Annotated in this window: 20 protein-coding genes, 1 tRNA gene and 2 pseudogenes; 19 read left to right on the top strand and 4 right to left on the bottom strand. The window is 60.5% G+C overall.

All coding sequences use genetic code 11. The annotated features are described in order from the left end of the window. Both BUB78_RS20920 and BUB78_RS11510 read left to right on the top strand, forming a co-directional pair. Positions 1–145 (top strand): annotated as a pseudogene (locus BUB78_RS20920) (IS3 family transposase); the annotation flags it as partial. Positions 146–228: 83 nt separating this feature from the next. After that, positions 229–666 (top strand): annotated as a pseudogene (locus tag BUB78_RS11510) (IS110 family RNA-guided transposase); the annotation flags it as partial. A gap of 107 nt (positions 667–773) precedes the next feature. Here the strand turns inward: BUB78_RS11510 and BUB78_RS20695 are convergent. Next, positions 774–1,139, bottom strand: coding sequence for a transposase (locus tag BUB78_RS20695; RefSeq protein ID WP_170865054.1), 366 nt, complete (start codon positions 1,137–1,139; stop codon positions 774–776). 579 nt (positions 1,140–1,718) lie between these two features. On the opposite strand from BUB78_RS20695, the gene BUB78_RS11505 reads away from it, so the two are divergent. Then, positions 1,719–2,123 (top strand): hypothetical protein, encoded by a 405-nt coding sequence (locus BUB78_RS11505; RefSeq protein WP_139279318.1) that lies wholly within the window; start codon positions 1,719–1,721, stop codon positions 2,121–2,123. A gap of 940 nt (positions 2,124–3,063) precedes the next feature. Continuing rightward, the gene (locus BUB78_RS20690; protein ID WP_170865053.1) at positions 3,064–3,225 is read left to right on the top strand and encodes a hypothetical protein; all 162 of its coding nucleotides are present in this window, start codon (positions 3,064–3,066) and stop codon (positions 3,223–3,225) included. A gap of 101 nt (positions 3,226–3,326) precedes the next feature. On the opposite strand, the gene BUB78_RS11490 is transcribed toward BUB78_RS20690, so the two are convergent. Further along, a tRNA-Ser gene (locus BUB78_RS11490) sits at positions 3,327–3,416 on the bottom strand. 131 nt (positions 3,417–3,547) lie between these two features. Here BUB78_RS11490 and BUB78_RS11485 point away from each other — a divergent pair. The 9 genes from BUB78_RS11485 (at position 3,548) to BUB78_RS11445 (ending at position 11,068) form a co-directional block, all read left to right on the top strand. Continuing rightward, positions 3,548–4,393 (top strand): DUF2059 domain-containing protein, encoded by an 846-nt coding sequence (locus BUB78_RS11485; protein WP_073198249.1) that lies wholly within the window; start codon positions 3,548–3,550, stop codon positions 4,391–4,393. Then, complete coding sequence (locus tag BUB78_RS11480; RefSeq protein ID WP_073198235.1) at positions 4,390–5,229, top strand: hypothetical protein; 840 nt, start codon at positions 4,390–4,392, stop codon at positions 5,227–5,229. Before BUB78_RS11485 ends, BUB78_RS11480 begins: the two co-directional genes overlap by 4 nt. Positions 5,230–5,429: 200 nt before the next feature. Next, the gene (locus tag BUB78_RS11475; protein ID WP_073198234.1) at positions 5,430–6,080 is read left to right on the top strand and encodes a 50S ribosomal protein L21; all 651 of its coding nucleotides are present in this window, start codon (positions 5,430–5,432) and stop codon (positions 6,078–6,080) included. Positions 6,081–6,091: 11 nt separating this feature from the next. Beyond that, entirely contained in the window at positions 6,092–6,361 is a 270-nt protein-coding gene (gene rpmA / locus BUB78_RS11470) for a 50S ribosomal protein L27 (RefSeq protein WP_073198233.1), read from the top strand. A gap of 84 nt (positions 6,362–6,445) precedes the next feature. Continuing rightward, positions 6,446–7,051: a LysE family translocator gene (locus BUB78_RS11465; RefSeq protein ID WP_073198232.1), complete on the top strand. Its 606-nt coding sequence runs from the start codon at positions 6,446–6,448 to the stop codon at positions 7,049–7,051. Continuing rightward, on the top strand, positions 7,048–7,587 hold the full coding sequence (locus BUB78_RS11460; RefSeq protein ID WP_073198231.1) for a GNAT family N-acetyltransferase: 540 nt from the start codon (positions 7,048–7,050) through the stop codon (positions 7,585–7,587). Before BUB78_RS11465 ends, BUB78_RS11460 begins: the two co-directional genes overlap by 4 nt. A gap of 31 nt (positions 7,588–7,618) precedes the next feature. Continuing rightward, on the top strand, positions 7,619–8,659 hold the full coding sequence (obgE, locus tag BUB78_RS11455; protein WP_073198230.1) for a GTPase ObgE: 1,041 nt from the start codon (positions 7,619–7,621) through the stop codon (positions 8,657–8,659). Further along, positions 8,647–9,753, top strand: a complete 1,107-nt coding sequence (gene proB / locus BUB78_RS11450) for a glutamate 5-kinase (protein ID WP_073198229.1) — start codon at positions 8,647–8,649, stop codon at positions 9,751–9,753. Before obgE ends, proB begins: the two co-directional genes overlap by 13 nt. 49 nt (positions 9,754–9,802) lie before the next feature. Further along, on the top strand, positions 9,803–11,068 hold the full coding sequence (locus BUB78_RS11445; RefSeq protein ID WP_073198228.1) for a glutamate-5-semialdehyde dehydrogenase: 1,266 nt from the start codon (positions 9,803–9,805) through the stop codon (positions 11,066–11,068). Positions 11,069–11,168: 100 nt separating this feature from the next. Here the strand turns inward: BUB78_RS11445 and BUB78_RS11440 are convergent, their stop codons facing one another. After that, positions 11,169–11,738, bottom strand: coding sequence for a histidine phosphotransferase family protein (locus BUB78_RS11440; protein ID WP_245813451.1), 570 nt, complete (start codon positions 11,736–11,738; stop codon positions 11,169–11,171). 56 nt (positions 11,739–11,794) lie between these two features. Between BUB78_RS11440 and BUB78_RS11435 the strand changes: the two genes are divergently transcribed. From BUB78_RS11435 to olsA, 3 genes are all read left to right on the top strand, one after another. Further along, positions 11,795–11,977, top strand: coding sequence for a DUF3553 domain-containing protein (locus BUB78_RS11435; protein ID WP_073198226.1), 183 nt, complete (start codon positions 11,795–11,797; stop codon positions 11,975–11,977). Between the two features lie 120 nt (positions 11,978–12,097). Beyond that, entirely contained in the window at positions 12,098–12,865 is a 768-nt protein-coding gene (gene olsB / locus BUB78_RS11430; RefSeq protein ID WP_073198225.1) for an L-ornithine N(alpha)-acyltransferase, read from the top strand. Beyond that, positions 12,862–13,695, top strand: a complete 834-nt coding sequence (olsA, locus tag BUB78_RS11425; protein WP_073198224.1) for a lyso-ornithine lipid O-acyltransferase — start codon at positions 12,862–12,864, stop codon at positions 13,693–13,695. The genes olsB and olsA overlap by 4 nt, the downstream gene beginning before the upstream one ends. On the opposite strand, the gene BUB78_RS11420 is transcribed toward olsA, so the two are convergent. Continuing rightward, the gene (locus BUB78_RS11420; RefSeq protein ID WP_073198223.1) at positions 13,696–14,316 is read right to left on the bottom strand and encodes a thiamine phosphate synthase; all 621 of its coding nucleotides are present in this window, start codon (positions 14,314–14,316) and stop codon (positions 13,696–13,698) included. It abuts the gene before it with no gap. A 208-nt stretch (positions 14,317–14,524) separates the two neighbouring features. Between BUB78_RS11420 and BUB78_RS11415 the strand changes: the two genes are divergently transcribed. Genes BUB78_RS11415 through BUB78_RS11405 form a run of 3 tightly spaced genes read left to right on the top strand, consistent with a single transcriptional unit; the run spans position 14,525 to position 17,411 of the window. Beyond that, positions 14,525–15,940 (top strand): YcjX family GTP-binding protein, encoded by a 1,416-nt coding sequence (locus tag BUB78_RS11415; RefSeq protein WP_073198222.1) that lies wholly within the window; start codon positions 14,525–14,527, stop codon positions 15,938–15,940. Further along, the gene (locus tag BUB78_RS11410) at positions 15,937–16,407 is read left to right on the top strand and encodes a GNAT family N-acetyltransferase (RefSeq protein ID WP_073198221.1); all 471 of its coding nucleotides are present in this window, start codon (positions 15,937–15,939) and stop codon (positions 16,405–16,407) included. Before BUB78_RS11415 ends, BUB78_RS11410 begins: the two co-directional genes overlap by 4 nt. After that, positions 16,404–17,411: a YcjF family protein gene (locus BUB78_RS11405; protein WP_073198220.1), complete on the top strand. Its 1,008-nt coding sequence runs from the start codon at positions 16,404–16,406 to the stop codon at positions 17,409–17,411. The genes BUB78_RS11410 and BUB78_RS11405 overlap by 4 nt, the downstream gene beginning before the upstream one ends. Positions 17,412–17,443 lie beyond the last annotated feature (32 nt).

The raw sequence follows: 17,443 nt of genomic DNA, 5'->3' as shown, positions 1-17,443 counted from the left end.
CAGAATATCCATGAGCGGCAAGGGAAATTGTTACGACAATTCCATGGTTGAGACGGTCTTCAAATCCATCACGGCAGAGCTGATCCGGCGCACCCTCCGGGACATACGTCGCCAGGCAGAGGGCGCGATCTTCGAATACATCAATGATGGGGTGGATGCCCCACCCGGCGGCATCGCAATGTGCCAGAATGATAGCAGTTTAAACTGTCATACAAAGGAAGAGCATCCATGGAGAATGTTAGCATAGCAGGAATTGATTTAGCAAAACGGAGCTTCCAGCTGCACGGGGCTGCCGCTGATGGTTCTGTGGCGTTCCGCAAGAAATTGTCGCGCCCTCAGCTTACCGCGTTCTTGAGTGAGCTCCCAAGGTGCGTTGTTGCGGTGGAAGCTTGCGCTACATCCCATTATTCGGGGCGTGAGATTGGCAAGCTTGGCCATGAGGCGCGTCTTATCCCACCTGTTTACGTCAAGCCGTTTGTGAAGCGTCAAAAGAACGACGCAAATGACGCAGAAGCGATCGCGGAGGCGGCATCGCGTCCGACGATGCGCTACGTCTCGGTCAAAAGCGCAGAACAACAGTCGCAGGGCATGGTCTTTCGAGCACGCGATTTGTTTGTCCGCCAACGCTCCCAGTTGGTAAACGCTTTGCGGGGTCATTTAGCGGAATAGGCCGGACACACGACTGTACTGATCACTTGTTCCAAGCAATCTTAAAAACTTCTTGCATTGAAAGGGGCATCCACACAGGCTTCTACAATCCACGACGCCGACACTCAGCCTTGGGATGGAAAAGCACGGTCGCGTTCGAAAGGAAAGTGGCTTAAACGAGCACTTGGGGCGGCACGAAAACGGGACAGGTCCACCGCTTCCAGGGCTCCGGAAAGTTCCGGCAGCGTGATGTCACCCTCCTGTGCGACCAGTTCTTCCAGAAACACCTGATGGGCTGCAAGCTTGCCCTGACCAAGGGGGCGACCCTGAGCCCCTGGTGCAACCGATCCTGTCTCGCGCCACTTACGCTGCCAGCGGACACCCGTTGCTGCAGATAGCCTCAAGCGGGCCGCAGCTGCGCGCCCGCTTAACCCTTCTTCAAGATATTCCCGAAAACGCGATCGGAATTCTGATGGTAGTGCTGCTGACATGAAATATCCTCCCAAACAGGATGAATCACAAATCACAACAATTGGGAATCCCCCGCTTCAGGGTTCAAGCTCGCCGCTTTAGCTATAATAATTGAGATCCTGCTTCGGGTTTGATTTGAATTTGATATCCGCAAACTCGAACGCCAGTCCCGGTCTGAGCAAGAGCGCGGTGACTAGCTTGCGGGAATCGGCGGCAAGTTTTGTTGCCTGTCAAGAGTGGGCTGTTGGAATAAATTCTTATTCCGCCGGAATTTGAAGCGCGGATAGTCTTGCCAATCCGCGAGATCTGTTTCCATATTGACAATATTTTGTCGCCAAAACTGACACAAAATCCAGCCTGTTTGATATTGTCGCGCGCGCCCCAACAATTGGCAAAAAATATTGAGTTTTGTCAAAAATGTGGCACGATAATGTCAATAATTCGTCACGCTCTCACCGTTGAGCACGCGACCATGGGGAAGCAGAAGTTGGATATTTCTTCTAGAAAGACACCGGGTGTATGGGCATGGCCTGTCACCAGAAAATTAACCTGTACACCTCGGTCTAACCGGGGAGACGCTAGTATCGCGGGGTGCAAACATGAGCATTGAAAGGGCACGCCAAGGACGCCTCCGCGCCCTCAGACTTGTGAATTCGGACAGGGTACTTGTTCGCGCCGCCCGAAATTTTGATGATATCGTAATGCCTCCAAAACTCAGTATTGATGCGCATTTGCTGGCCGAGCTGCATCATGGGGTTCACATCAAACAGATAATGAATGAAACGGGATGGTCTTCGTCGAAAGTGATGGAGCAATTGTACAAAGCGGCAAAGAAAGCTCGGCTTGGCATTCAGCGGCGAAAAGGCGTGCTGCATCTGATTCATCCGCGCGACATCACAGATAAGGTCAAAGAGCGTTTTGCTGACGATTGCGTAGAGCGTCGTTTGCTTGACAACGCAATGCCACCATTGCAGCCGCTGCGGAATATTGAGGTAAGCGCCTGATATATATTCTAAATTTATAGCAACGCGACCAAAATATCCGAGCGGTCGAAATTAGCTGAATCTAAATTCAAGCAGCATTGGTATGAACTTCGTGAACGGCATTTTTGCCCCTGGGGTTTCAACGGGTCGCTGCAAGACAGGTCTTGAAGTGTCCGGCAAATTTGGACAGCGTGCTAAGATGTATCCAACGCGCAGGAATGGATACGAGAATGACAAAGCGACGGAACTTTTCAGACAAGTTTAAAGCTGCTGTGGCGCTTGAGGCGCTGCGCGGTGACAGGTCATCAGATCGTCGCGCGAGGTCATGATCATCCCGACGGTCAAGCGATGCGGCTGAAACTCGCAAAGCGTGAAGACCCGCGTCGGACAAAAGCAGAGGTGCCGACCTTGGCATAAGCGCGGCTATGCGCTTCTGGAGGTTTAGGAATAGTTAATAGGTGGTGAGCCTGCTGTTTGGCTGCAAGCTCGCTGTATGGTAACAAGGATGTTCCCAAATAGGTACGGATGGGATGCGCAAGATGCCCTGTTCGTTCCAAATATGGACGATGATTTTGCCTAAATTGGGGGCAGGGCAGTCTGAAAGGCCCCACTTTTCAAACGGCGTGAAAAGCAGTTTGCAATATATTGCACAGGTGGTCAGATCTGCGACGTCCGCACGCATTCAACGCGAAGGGCGGGTTTTGTTGAAAAACTCCGCTGCTTTAAAATCGTACCGAAAATAAAATCGTACCGAAAATCCGGAATATCCTTCTCGCATGGCGCCTTCTTGTAAACGACATTTGCATAAGGGTGCTATTGCGGAATGATGTTCTGCCTAATGTCTACCTCTCTGGCAAAAACCCAGTTTTTCAACACAATGGGCGAATTCTGTTGAAAAACTCTTCCTTGATCGAGGCGTGCATCACTGATTCAATTCCCATATTGATCGGGGGATTTTGCGATGTTGGGACCGAGGCAGGAAGCACAGGCGGCGCTGTTTTATGAGTTCTCGCTGAACGATCACGTTCCGCAAGATCATCTTCTGCGTTCGAATGACCGGTTCGTCGATCTGAGCGACATCCGCCAGTATCTGTTTGCGCATGATGCGTCGCACGGCTTGTGAGGTCGGTTGTCTTCTTTCGCTGCCTTGATGTGGTCCGTATTGGACAACAATCGCTTGGACATCGGTGTAAAAACCTTGCAATAACAGTAGCTTGAGTGTTGTGGCGGAGAGACAGGGATTCGAACCCTGGGATCCCTTGCAGGATCAACGGTTTTCGAGACCGCCCCGTTCGACCACTCCGGCACCTCTCCGCGGGGGTCTGGTGGAGGGCGTTTAATTGCCTTTGGCGGGGGGGGCAAGGGGTTTTGCGTTGTTTGTCCGGATAAATTGCCTAGGTTGTAGGGAGTTGCATTTTCAGACCCTCAAAGAAGGACAAACCGCAATGCTTGTGACCCGGATGCGCCAGGCGCCGCGCGTGGCGAAGATCGTCTTTTCGGGGGCGCTGATCGTGCTGATCGGCCTTTTGCCGCTGCGCGCGGCCGACCGGGACCGGCTTGAGGCGTTCCTTGAGGTTACGGGATTTGGCGTGGCGCTTGACAGCATCGCGCTTGCCGCCGCCGATGCGCCTGGGATGCTTGGCCTTTCGGCGAGCGATTTCGGCCATGACTGGGCGCGGGTGGCGGGTGAGGTGTTCGATACCGCCCGGATGCGCGAGACCGGCCTCGAGATCCTGTCGGGAACGCTCAGCGACGAGATGCTGGCCCATGCGGCGGATTTTTACGCCTCTGACCTTGGGCAGCGCCTTGTCGCGGTCGAGAATGCCTCGCATCTGATCGAGGATGACGCGGCCAAGCGGGCCGAGGGCGAGACCCTGCTGGCCGAGGCCGATGACGCGCGGATCAAGGTCTTGCAGGACATGAACACCGCCGTTGACGGGGCCGGGTCGGGCATGCGCGCGGTGCAGGAAATTCAGCTGCGCTTCCTGCTGGCGGCCTCTTATGCGGGGGTGCTTGAGGCGGAACTGGACGAAGGCAGCCTGCGGGCCATTCTGGCCGAGGGCGAGGATGAGCTGCGCGAGGCCCTGCGCGTCTCGGCGCTGGCGAATGCGGCCTATACCTATCAGGATCTGAGCACCGATGACCTTCGCGCCTATGTCGACGCACTTGAGCATCCGCTGATGGCGCGGGTCTACGAGCTTATGAATGCCGTGCAATACGAGATCATGGCCGGGCGGTTCGAGGTTCTCGCGGCGCGGATGGCCGATATGCACCCCGGTCAGGAGCTATGAGGCAGGCGGCGCGCATCACGCGGCGGGCGCTTTTGGGATGTTTGGCCGGTCTGGTCCTGCTGGCGGGCCCGGCCTTGGCGGATCGCGCCGAAGAGATCGACCGGCTGATCGCCGCACTGCGGTTTGACGAGACCATCGAGATCATGCGCGACGAGGGGCTGCGCTATGGCGGCGAGGTCGGACAGGAAATGCTGGCCGAGGCCGAGCTTGCCCGCTGGGACGTGATCGTGGCCAAGGTCTATGACCGCGACGCGATGCGGGCCAAGGTGACGGGCGGCTTTGCCACGGCGCTTGACGGGGTCGATCTGGCGCCGCTTCTGGCGTTCTTCGAGGGGCCGGGGCAGGAGATCGTGGCGCTTGAGCTGGCGGCGCGCAACGCCCTGCTTGATCCCGAGATCGAGGCCGCGACCGAAAAACTCTATGACCAGATGGTCAAGGACGGCGATGTTCTGGTCGAGCGTGTGGATGTCTTTATCGACGACAGCGACCTGATCGAGCGTAATGTCACCGGCGCGCTGAATGCCAACCTTGTGTTTTACACCGGCCTTGCCGACGGCGGCGCGCTTGATTTGCCGCAGGACGAGATGCTCGCCGATATCTGGGCGCAGGAAGAGGACATGCGCAAGCAAACCGAAACCTGGCTGCGCTCTTTTCTGGTGATGGCCTATCAACCGCTGGCGCGCAGCAAGCTTGAGGCGTATATCGCGCTGTATCAAAGCCCGGCCGGGCGCGATCTGAACCGGGCGCTGTTTGCGGCCTATGACGGAATGTACGAGGATCTGTCCTATCAACTTGGCCTTGCGGTGGCCCTTCAGATGCAGGGCGAGGATTTATAGGCGATATCGTGCACGCATCGCGGCGATGACCCTTGACTTTTACCCCGCTTTCCCGAATAAGCGCGCAACCCGGCGGGATGATCTTGCCGGGTTTGTTTTTGAATGACGCCCCAGGGGCGCGCAGTTCGAGGTGGCCATAAGGCCGGAAACGCCCGAGGATTTCGGGGACCACAGAGCGCGGAGACGGAAAAGGAAATGCAATGTTTGCGGTCCTCAAGACCGGTGGCAAGCAGTACAAGGTGTCCTCAGGGGACATGCTTCGTGTTGAAAAGCTTGCAGCAGATGCCGGTGAAAAAGTTCAATTTAACGAGATTCTGATGCTGGGCGGCGACGCACCTGTTGTCGGCGCGCCTTTCATAGAGGGTGCCGCGGTTCAGGCCGAGATCGTTGATCAGGTCAAGGGTGACAAGGTCATCCACTTCGTCAAGCGTCGTCGTAAGCACGGCTCGCAGCGCACCAAGGGCCACCGCCAGCAGCTTACCCTGCTGCGCGTGACCGAGATTCTGGCAAACGGCGGCGACAAGTCCGGCGTCAAGGCCGCAATCGGGTCGGGTTCGGTTTCGGCAACGGCAATGGCCGCGGCTGAAAAGCCCGCCAAGAAAGCCGCAGCTCCCAAAGCTGCTGCCAAGCCCGCAGCGAAAGCCGCCGCAGGTGGTGACGATCTGTCGAAGATCTCCGGTGTTGGTCCGGTGATCGTGAAGAAACTGCATGGTGAAGGCATCACAACCTTTGCACAGATTGCAGCATGGACAGATGCTGACGTTGAAGCAATCGAAGAGAAACTGTCGTTCAAAGGTCGTGTCGGTCGTGAAGACTGGATCGCACAGGCCACCGAGCTGGCAAAAGGCTAAGGAGAGACCAGATGGCACATAAAAAAGCAGGCGGTTCATCCCGTAACGGTCGCGATTCTGCCGGCCGTCGCCTTGGCGTCAAGAAATATGGCGGCGAAGCTGTGATTCCGGGCAACATCATCGCGCGTCAGCGCGGTAACAAGTTCTGGCCGGGTCAGGGCGTTGGCGAAGGCAAGGACCACACAATCTTTGCCAAGGTCGAAGGCGCTGTGAAGTTTCACAAGGGCCTCAAGGGCCGTACCTTTATTTCGGTTCTGCCAGTGGCGGAGGCCGCTGAATAAGCTGACCTTAAGGTTGTTGTAGACATCAAGGGGATCGGCGATACCGCCGGTCCCTTTTCATTTTTGCGCAGGAGGCAACCCGTGATGAGCGTTGCCGTGATCAGTTTTCTGGCCTTTGGCGCAAGCCAGGTGGGCACGCCGGGGCCGGCCAATATGGCGCTTCTGGCCACAGGCGCGCGCTTTGGCTTTCGCGCGGCCTTGCCGTTCGTGGCGGGCGTGGCGCTTGGCAAACAGCTGATCATCTGGCCGATCGGCTTTGGCCTGATGGAACTGGCGGCGCAGGCGCCGGTCATCTTTTCGGCGCTCAAGTGGGTATCGGCGGCCTACATCTGCTGGCTGGCTTGGAAGGTGGCGCATCTGCGCCTGGACGGCGGCAAATCTGTTGAAACGCCGCCGGGTTTCATGGCCGGGCTGATTGTGCATCCGCTCAACCCCAAGGCTTGGGCAATGATTGTCACGGGGTTTACCAATTTCGTGATACCGGGCACCCCGGCCTTGCAAGCGACTGCGGCAATAGCCATTTGTTTGTTTGGCTTACAGGCCATTCTTCATCCGATCTGGACCTATGGAGGGGATCGGATCGCCCAGACCGTGGCCGGGACACCGGCCGAGAAATACCTGATGTGGACTTTGGCGGCGCTAACCGTCGCCTCGGTTCTCTTCGTGCTCTTTGGAGGAGGCAACGCATGAGGCTTGAGACGATTGTAAATCAGCCGGTGATCGAAACCGAACGGTTTGACCTGCGCCCGCTTCGGGCGTCGGATGCCGGGCTGATCGAGATGTATGCAAGCGATGCGCGCGTGGCGATGAACACCAGCAGCATCCCGCATCCCTTGCCGCCCGGCACCACCGAGGCGATCATCGCGCGCGCGCAGGCCGACGACCGGATCGAGGATTTCTGGGCGATGGACGGCAGCAAGATCGGCGGATCAGAGCTTATGGGGGTGATAAGCCTCGTGCGGCTCGAGCTTGAGCAATCCGAGGTTGGCTATTGGGTGGCGCCTGCCTATTGGAATACCGGTGTCGCCTCGGCAGCGGTCGAGGCGCTTCTGGCGGCCAATCCGCAAAGGGCGCGGATGACATTTGCCAGCGTGTTTCAGGACAATGCGGCCTCGGCGCGGGTCTTGACCAATTGCGGATTTCAGTATCTTGGGGATGCCGAGACCTTTTGCATTGCGCGCGGTGCAAAAGTGGCAACCTGGACCTATAGCAGAAAAGCGGTTTGAGGCCATTATGGCCTTTGCGAAAGGATGACACATGAAATTTCTTGATCTCGCAAAGGTCTATATCCGCTCTGGCGGCGGCGGCGGCGGCTGTGTCAGCTTTCGGCGTGAAAAGTTCATCGAATACGGCGGGCCGGACGGTGGGGATGGCGGTAATGGTGGTTCGGTCTGGGCCGAGACGGTTGACGGTCTCAACACGCTGATCGATTTCCGCTATCAACAGCATTTCTTCGCCAAGAGCGGACAGCCCGGCATGGGCCGTCAGCGTACAGGCTCTACCGGCGATGACATCGTGTTGCGCGTGCCCGTGGGCACCGAAATCCTTGACGACGACATGGAAACGGTGGTCGCCGACATGACCGAGCTTGGCCAGCGGGTCTTGTTGGCCAAGGGCGGCAATGGCGGCTTTGGCAACCTGCATTTCAAGACCAGCGTCAACCAGGCCCCGCGCCGCGCCAATCCCGGCCAGGAAGGCGTCGAGCGCACGCTTTGGCTGCGTCTCAAGCTGATTGCCGATGTGGGCCTTTTGGGCTTGCCGAATGCCGGTAAGTCGACCTTTCTAGCGGCCACATCGAACGCGCGGCCAAAGATCGCCGATTATCCCTTTACCACGCTGCACCCCAACCTTGGCGTCGTCGGCGTCGATGAGGTTGAATTCGTCGTGGCCGATATCCCCGGCCTGATCGGTGGTGCCTCCGAGGGCAAGGGGCTTGGCGATCTGTTTCTGGGCCATGTCGAGCGTTGCGCGGTTCTGTTGCACCTGATTGACGGCACCTCAGACACCATTGCCGAGGATTATCACACCATCATCAACGAGCTTGAGCTTTACGGCGGCGATCTTGCCGATAAGCCGCGCGTGACCGCTCTCAACAAGATCGACGCTCTTGATGATGAGGAACGCGCCGAGGCTTGCGCGCTGCTTGAAGAGGCCTCTGGCGGGCCGGTCATGATGATGTCGGGCGTGTCGCGCGAGGGGGTGGTCGATGTGCTGCGTACCCTGCGCACGCAGATCGACGATGATCGCCTGCGCCACAAGATCACCACCGAAGAAGAACCCGCGCCGTGGCAACCGTAAGCGACGCCAAACGACTTGTCATCAAGATCGGTTCGGCCCTGTTGGTCGACCGCGCCACTGGCGAGTTGCGCGCCGACTGGCTGCGTGCGCTTGCCGAGGACGTGGTGCGCCTGCGGGCGCGTGGCACCGACGTTATTCTTGTCTCGTCCGGCTCGATCGCGCTTGGGCGCGGGGTGCTTGGCCTGCCGGCAACAGAGCTGTCGCTTGAGCAGAGCCAGGCCGCGGCGGCCGTCGGGCAAATCCGCCTTGCCGGGGCCTATGATCAGGTGCTTGGCGCGCATGGCATCACCTCTGCGCAGGTTCTTGTCACTCTGGAGGATAGCGCCGACCGGCGCCGCTATCTCAATTCGCGCGCCACGCTGGAACAGCTTTTACGCCTTGGCGCGGTGCCGATCGTGAATGAGAACGACACCGTCGCGACCGATGAAATCCGCTATGGCGACAATGACCGGATGGCGGCGCAGGTGGCCGTGACGGCGGGCGCGGATCAGCTTATCCTGCTTTCGGATGTGGATGGGTTCTATACCGCCAACCCCACGCAAGACCCGACCGCCACCCGCTATGACGTGATCGAGGTGATCACCCCCGAGATCGAGGCGATGGCGGGCGATGCCGGGTCTGGCCTCTCAAAGGGCGGCATGAAAACCAAGCTGATGGCGGCCAAGACGGCCACGGCGGGCGGCTGTGACATGGCGATCACCCAGGGCGCGGTTCTGCACCCGATCAGGGCGCTTGAGGAGGGTGCCGCCGCCACATGGTTCCTGGCCCAGGGCGACCCCCAGCAAAAGCGCAAGGCCTGGATCGCCGCCATGAAGCCCAAGGGCCGGGTCGTGGTGGACAACGGCGCGGCCAAGGCGCTGCGTTCGGGCAGCAGCCTGTTGCCCGCCGGTGTTCTTCAGGTCAGCGGCAGGTTCGGGCGCGGTGACCCGGTCGAGGTCGTTGACGAGGCCGGGCGCACGCTGGGCCAGGGGCTGACGCGGTATGACGGCGCGGATGCGCAGAAAATCAGCGGGCTGCGCTCGGATCAGATCGAAGCCGTGCTTGGCCATGCGGCGCGCGGTCCCTTGATGCATCGCGACGACATGGCCTTTTAGAGGTCCGCCAAGGACATCAACACGCAAGCCCCGAAGAGGAGAGTGTGACATGACAGAGCACCAGGATATTACGGCCCTCATGGCCGATATCGGCGCGCGCGCCAAGGCCGCCGCCGCCGATCTGGCCGTCGCCAGCCCCGAAGCCAAGCGCGCCGCGCTTGAGGCCGCCGCCGATGCGGTCTGGGACGGGCGCGCCGAAATTCTTGCCGCCAATGCAAAAGACCTTGCCTATGGCCGCGACAAGGGGCTGAGCGAAGCGATGATGGATCGCCTGGCGCTGGATGAAAGCCGGATCAAGGGCATCGTCGAGGGTCTGCGCGCGGTGGCCGCACAGGATGATCCGGTCGGCGAGGTTCTGGCCGAATGGGATCAGCCCACTGGCATTCATATCCGGCGCGTGCGCACGCCCTTGGGGGTGATCGGCGTGATCTATGAAAGCCGCCCGAACGTGACGGCGGATGCCGGGGCGCTCTGCCTGAAGTCCGGCAATGCCGTGATCCTGCGCGGCGGCTCTGAAAGTTTTCACTCATCAGGCGCGATACACGCCTGCCTCGTGGCAGGGTTGCGCGCCGCCGGTCTTCCCGAGGATGCGATTCAGCTTGTGCCGACCCGTGACCGCGCGGCGGTGCAGGCGCTGCTGACCATGACCGATACGGTGGATGTGATCGTGCCGCGTGGCGGCAAAGGCCTTGTCGGCCTTGTGCAACGCGAGGCCCGCGTGCCGGTTTTTGCCCATCTGGAAGGCATCGTTCACATCTATATCGACAAGGAGGCCGATCCCGAAAAAGCGCTGCGCGTGGTGGTGAATGCCAAGACCCGGCGCACCGGCATCTGTGGCGCGGCCGAGTGTCTTTTGATCCACCGCGATATCCTTGGCACGATCGGTCAGGGCGTGGTGCGCGCGCTTCTGGATGCGGGCGTCGAGGTCCGCGCCGATGAAACCCTGCGCGCCATTGAGGGCACCACCGCGGCCACCGAGAATGATTGGGGCTGTGAGTACCTCGACAGCATCATCGCCGCCAAGGTGGTCGATGATCTTGACGCCGCGATCGCCCATATCCGGCGCTATGGCTCGAACCACACCGACTGTATCATCACCGAGGATGACGCCGCCGCAAACCAGTTCTTTGCCCGCCTCGACAGCGCGATCCTGATGCGCAATGCCTCGACCCAATTCGCCGATGGGGGCGAATTCGGCATGGGCGCGGAAATCGGTATCGCCACCGGCAAGATGCATGCGCGCGGGCCGGTTGGCGCGGCGCAGCTCACCAGTTTCAAATATCTGGTCGATGGCGACGGCTCGACGCGCGCCTAGAGCATGTTGCTCAAAAGTGGGAACCGGTTTTGAGCTTCTCGAACATGCGACATCAATAGGTTAGAGGGTGTCGCGTGAACTCGAATGAAGGCGCCGCCCTCTAAAAGCGCAGGCGCAGCTCGGTTTCGCCGTGCTCCACCTCTGGCGTGCGCCCAAGCGCGGCGAGGCGCTCTGGCAAGAGCAGAAACTGCACCTGTGCCGGGGTTACCTCGGGCGCGGGGGCCATCGCCCCAAGGCTGTTCCACAGCACGTCATTCACCTGAAGCCGCCCGCCTTTTGCACTGACCTCTAGGCGCCCCTCTTGTTGGGCGACCCCGAGGGTGCCGCCAAAGGGGATGGTCTGTTCCGCGCACAAAAGGCTTAACACCACCACCTGTGCGAGGGGCTGGGTTACTGTCCCTGACAGGCCAAAATCAAGTGTGATTCGCCCGGTACGATAGATCGTACCAAGGATATCGCCAAGGCCTTCGCAGCGCAGGCTCTGGCCTTCGGATGCGGCCCCAAAGGCCAGCCTGAACAGGCGGATTCGTGCATTTGCATCGGCCGCGCTCTCCGAGATAAGCGCCATTTCCGGCGAGGCGCCCATGCCGGAAAGTTCGAGCAATTCCAGCCCGTTGGTGACCGCACCCATCGGGCTTATCAGGTCATGGCAGATACGAGAGCCTATCAATGCGGCGAGGGTCTGACTATGGTTGTTCAAAGGTATTCTCCGAAGCGGGGCACGACATGAGCGATATGAACTCGATACTGGAACCGGGGATGCTTGTCCGTCATCCCCAGCAGCCTGATTGGGGCACCGGCCAGGTGCAATCAAATATCGCGGGCCGTATCACCGTTAACTTTCGAGAGGTCGGCAAAGTGGTGATAGATGGCGCGCGGGTGGAACTTGTTCCTGTCTTTGATCCCTGAACATGGTTAGCAAAAGGTTAACACCGCCCCGCCTTTTCGGCCAGATGCGCGGTTAACGCGCGTTGTCATTGCCCGGCAGCTTGCCTAAACCCTCGCCAAAGCCAGCAACCCGAGAGCGAAATGCCCGCCAAATCCCCGATCTTTCGCGTCAAACTTGCCTCGACCCCGCAAGAATTGCGGGCCGCGCAACGCCTGCGCTACGAAGTATTTGTCGAGGAACTGGGCGGCACCGGGCCGATGGTCGAGCACGACGCACGGCTTGAGGTTGATCGTTTTGACGCCTATTTCGATCACCTGCTTTTGCTGGATGACGCGCAAGGGGGCGCTGTGGTCGGGGTCTATCGGCTGTTGCGCGATGATAAGGCCCGGCGCGCCGGTCAGTATTATTCAGAGGATGAATATGACCTCTCTGTTCTGCGCGCCAGTGGGCGTCGGTTGATGGAGTTGGGGCGGTCCTGTCTTGCCAAACCATATCGCGGCGGGCCTGGCATGTTTCACCTTTGGAATAGCCTGGCCACTTATATATCTGAATATAATGTGGAAATCCTGTTTGGAGTGGCAAGCTTTCACGGCACGGGCCTTGGCAAACTGGCGCAGCCCCTGTCGCTTTTGCATCACCGCTATCTTGCGCCTCCCGAAATCCGCGTGCGCGCCCGTCGCGAGCATTTTCAGACCATGAACCTCATTCCTGACGATGCTCTTGATCGCCGCGCGGCGATGCTAAAAGTGCCCGCCCTGATCAAGGCCTATCTCAGGATGGGCGGCCATGTCGGTGAGGGCGCCTATGTTGATCATCAGTTCAACACCACGGATGTCTGTCTTGTGATGGATACAGAGCGCTTGAATGACCGAAAGAAATCCATTTATTCAAAGGTTCTTACAAGGTGACGTTCACGTGGAATTCGCCCAAGCCACCCGCGGTCGTCCGGCTTGGCCCGGCGGGCGTTTTGCGCGCGGTTTTGCGGGGCTCGGTCCTGGTCTGCATCCTGCTCACCGGGGTTGTGCTCAGCGCCTTGATAAGGCTGATAGAACAACCGCTCTACAAGCTGCATCGCCCCTGGACACCCTACATCACTCAGTGGGTCTGCCGGATGGCCTTTATCGTGCTCGGCATGCGCCACGAGGTTCAGGGCGCGCCGATGCCCCATGCTGGAGCTGTGGTTGCTAACCATGGCTCATGGCTCGATATTTTTGCTCTCAATGCGCGCAAGAGGGTGTATTTTGTCTCGAAATCCGAGGTGGCGAAATGGCCGGGGATCGGGCTTTTGGCGCGGATCACCGGGACCGTCTTCATCAATCGCAATCCCAAACAGGCGCGCGCGCAAACCGAGCTGTTTGAAGGTCGGCTTTTGGCAAGGCACAAACTTCTGTTCTTCCCGGAAGGAAGCTCGACCGACGGAATGCGCGTTTTGGCTTTTAAATCAACACTTTTTCAGGCGCTCTTCAGTGAACATATTCGCCATGAAATCTTTGTTCAGCCGGTGACCGTGATCTATCACGCGCCGCCTGATCAAGATCCGCGATTCTACGCCTGGTGGGGCGACATGACCTTTGGCGGACATGCGCTGCGGGTGTTGGCCGCAGGGCGGCAAGGGCACGTTAAGGTCATCTATCACCCGCCTGTAAAGGTTGATGATTTCAGTGACAGAAAGGCATTGGCCGCGCATGCTGAGAACGCGGTGCGCGCGGCCATGCCAAAGGATCGCCGGGGCCGGTGACTACCCCATCGCCGCAACAAGAGCGGCGAGCGCCGCGACCGGATCGTCTTGCTGCCAGATTTCGTCGCCAAAGGCGAAAAAATCTGTCATTGGGGCAAGCTGCGCCACAAGGGCTGCGTCAAGCGCGCCTTCGGCCACGACCGGCAGTTCGATCATCTTCGACCACCAGTCAAAAAGCTCTTCCTCGACCTGGCTGCCATCGCCAAGCGCCGAGGCGCCGACCGGGCCGAAACTGATATAATCCGCGCCCGCTTCGCCGGCACTGATCCCGACATGCCGCGAGGTGCCGCAAAAGCTTCCGATGATCGCATCATCGCCCAGTTCCTTGCGCGCAAACCGCACCGTGCGTGCGCCATCAAGCAGGTGAACCCCGTCAAGCCCAAGCCGCTCCACCATCAAAACATGCGTGTCGATCACCAGCGCGATGTCGCGCTCATGGGTCACCTCGCGACAGGCATCGGCGGCGCGCGCGATACGGTCTTCGTCGCGGCTCGCCAGGGCAAGGCGGACGCAAGCCACGTCCTGCGAATCCAGGACCCGCGCGAGGGTCTCGGGAAAGCGGCTAAGCTCAAACTCGGGTGGGGTGATCAGATAGATCTGCGGCTGCTCGGTCTCGGCCATGTGGGGGCTCCTCAAATTTCCGCTCGTATAACGCGGAAAAACCGCTTTGGCTATCACCGGCATTGGCTTTCACCATTCCAGAAATACTCAAATCCTTGCGCCACGCCTCGAACGCTGCGTTTTGCGGAATATACCAGCGGTTTGCCCCCCTAGCATGTGGCGGCCGGCGGGTCTATCTTGTGGCAAACGGGTGTAAAGGGGCGGGTTTTTGGTGATTTCACAGCTGGCAGAGGGGCTGACGCGGGGTGTCGAAGGCCTTGGCGACCGGGTGTCGGGCGCGCTGTTCGAGCCGGTCTTGCGCCTTGGCGTCACCGGGCTTGCGCGCGCGGGCAAGACGGTGTTCATCACTTCGCTTGTCGCCAACCTGATGGATCGCGGGCGGATGCCGGGGCTTTTCGCGGCCTCCGAGGGGCGCATTGCCGCCGCCTTCCTTCAGCCACAGCCCGATGACACCCTGCCGCGCTTTGATTTCGAGCATCACCTCGCGGCCCTCACCGCAGCAGAGCCGCATTGGCCCGAAAGCACGCGCGCCGTGTCAGAGTTGCGCCTGTCGTTGCGGGTGCGCCCGACCGGCCTTTTGGCGGGGGTGACAGGGCCGCGCACCGTTCACCTCGACATCGTCGATTATCCCGGTGAGTGGCTGCTCGATCTGGCGCTGATGGATAAATCCTACGAGGTCTGGTCGGCCGAGGTTCTGGCGCGCATCGAAAAGCGCCCCGAGGCGGGCGCATATCTTGCGGCGCTTGGCGGGGTCGATCCTGCCGCGCCCCTGCACGAACCCGTGGCGCAGGGGCTGGCACAGGGCTTTACCGCCTATCTGCATGCCGCGCGGGACGCCGGGTTTTATGACTGCACGCCGGGGCGGTTTTTGCTGCCGGGGGATTTGGCCGGCTCGCCCGTGGTGACCTTCGCGCCTTTGCCCGAGGGGGCAGCGGCCCCGCGCAAAAGCCTGCGCGCCGAGATGGCGCGCCGCTATGAGGCCTATAAGCGCGATGTCGTGCGCCCGTTTTTCCGCGACCATTTTTCGCGCATTGACCGACAGGTGGTGCTTGTCGATGCGCTTGATGCAATCCACAAGGGCCCGCAGGCCGTCGAGGACATGCGCCGCGCCATGGCCGAGATCATGGGCACTTTTCGGCCCGGCAGAAACGCCTTTCTGACCCGGCTTTTGATCGGCAGGCGGGTCGAGAAAATCCTGTTTGCGGCAACCAAGGCCGATCATCTGCATCACAATCAGCACCCGCAGCTGACCGCGATCATGGCCGCTCTGATGCGCGAGGCGCGTGATCGCGCCGATTTTGCCGGGGCCGAGACCGGGGCCATGGCGATTGCGGCCCTGCGCGCCACGGTCGAGGAACAGCTAAGCCATGAGGGCCGCGATCTTGATTGCGTGCGCGGCCGACTATTGGAAACGGGCAAGCAGGCGGTGCTTTATCCCGGTGCCTTGCCGCAGGACCCCGGTGCGCTTTTGTCGGCCTCGCGCTCCGGCGCGACACGCTGGCTTGACGGCGAATACAACGTGATGCGGTTCGCGCCCGCGCGCCTGAACCTGCGACCGGGCGAGGGGCCGCCTCATATCCGGCTTGACCGCGCCGCAGAGTTTCTGTTCGGCGACAGGTTATGACTTTTGCTGTCCCGGCTTTGGCGCCAAGCCCGGCGCGGCTCTGGCATCTGCCGCATCTTGCGGTCATCTTGTGGCGCTTTTCCGGTGAAACGCCCTGGTTGCCGCAGGTGCGCACGCGCCGCGAAGACCTTGAAACCTTTTTCAGGGTGATCCGCTGGGGCTGGGTGCGGGTTCTCAAGGATGGCCGTGGCGTGGTCGGCTTTATCGTGCGCGACGGCCGCCGCATCCATGCGCTTTATGTTCATCCCGATCAACGCAACAAAGGCATAGGCCGCGCGCTTTTGGCCGAGGCCAAGGCCGAGGTTGAGGCGCTCGATTTATGGGTGCTTGAGGCCAATACCGAGGCGCGGGCGTTTTACGGCGCCAACGGGTTTATCGAATGCGGGCGCAGTCCGGGCTATGGCAATGACGAGAATCTGCCTGATATCCTGATGGTGTGGACGTCCGAAAAAGGGGTGGCCGGATGAGCAATGGAAAGTCACGCGACCCGGTGCTGATCGAACTGGATGACAGCGCCGACACGCCCGGCCCCGACCGCGCCCCGCCGGTGCCCGAAATCGAGGCTCCCTCGCCGCAGGGGCGCGCGATGCAGGCCGCGATCACTGGCACAGCGCGCGCGCCGTCGCGCCTTGGCCGCGCCTTCTGGGCGCTTGCGCTTGGTCTTCTGGGGGCGGTCGTGTCGGTCGCGGCCTGGGATTTTGCCCTGAACCTGATCGACCGGCTGCCGATCCTTGGCTATACGGTGGCGGCAATGGGGATCGCGCTTTTGGGCGTCGCCCTCCTGCTTGGCCTGCGCGAAATGGCCGGGTTCGCGCGCCTTGGGCGGCTCGACGCGCTTAATCGCGCGGCGGTGGTGGCGCTTGCGGGCGGCGATCTTGCGCAGGCGCGCGATGTCGTGGCCCGGATGCAGGCGCTTTATGGCAAACGAGACGAGGCCCGCTGGGGCCTTGAGCGGCTCAGGGAACGCGCGCCGGAACAGTTTGACGCAGAGGCGCTGATCGGTCTGGCCGAGGCCGAGCTTTTGACGCCGCTGGATGCGCTCGCCCTGCGCGAGGTCGAAAGTGCGGCGCGGCTGGTGGCGACCGTCACGGCGCTTGTGCCTCTGGCGCTTGCCGATGTGGTTGGCGCGCTTGTGGCCAATCTGCGGATGATCCGGCGGGTTGCCGAAATCTATGGCGGGCGCGCCGGGGTTTTGGGAAGCTGGCGGCTGGCGCGCGCGGTCATGTCCCATCTGGTGGCCACCGGTGCGGTGGCTGTGGGCGATGACCTGATCAGCAGCGTCGCCGGCGGCGGCCTTGTCTCAAAGCTCTCGCGCCGCTTTGGCGAAGGCGTGGTCAATGGCGCGCTGACCGCGCGGGTTGGGGTCGCCACCATCGAGGTCTGTCGCCCCCTGCCGTTTGTGCGGGTGCGCCGCCCCTCGGTGACGGGGCTTGTAAAACGGGCATTGACCGGGCTTTTCGGGCAAGGCTAGGCTGCGCTCTTATGGGCGGTAGACGGGTATGG

This window comes from Roseovarius marisflavi (assembly GCF_900142625.1).
In the GTDB taxonomy this organism is placed as follows: domain Bacteria; phylum Pseudomonadota; class Alphaproteobacteria; order Rhodobacterales; family Rhodobacteraceae; genus Roseovarius; species Roseovarius marisflavi.
The sequence above is the reverse complement of the archived record's forward strand: the minus strand, read 5'-3'. Positions and strand labels throughout refer to the sequence as shown.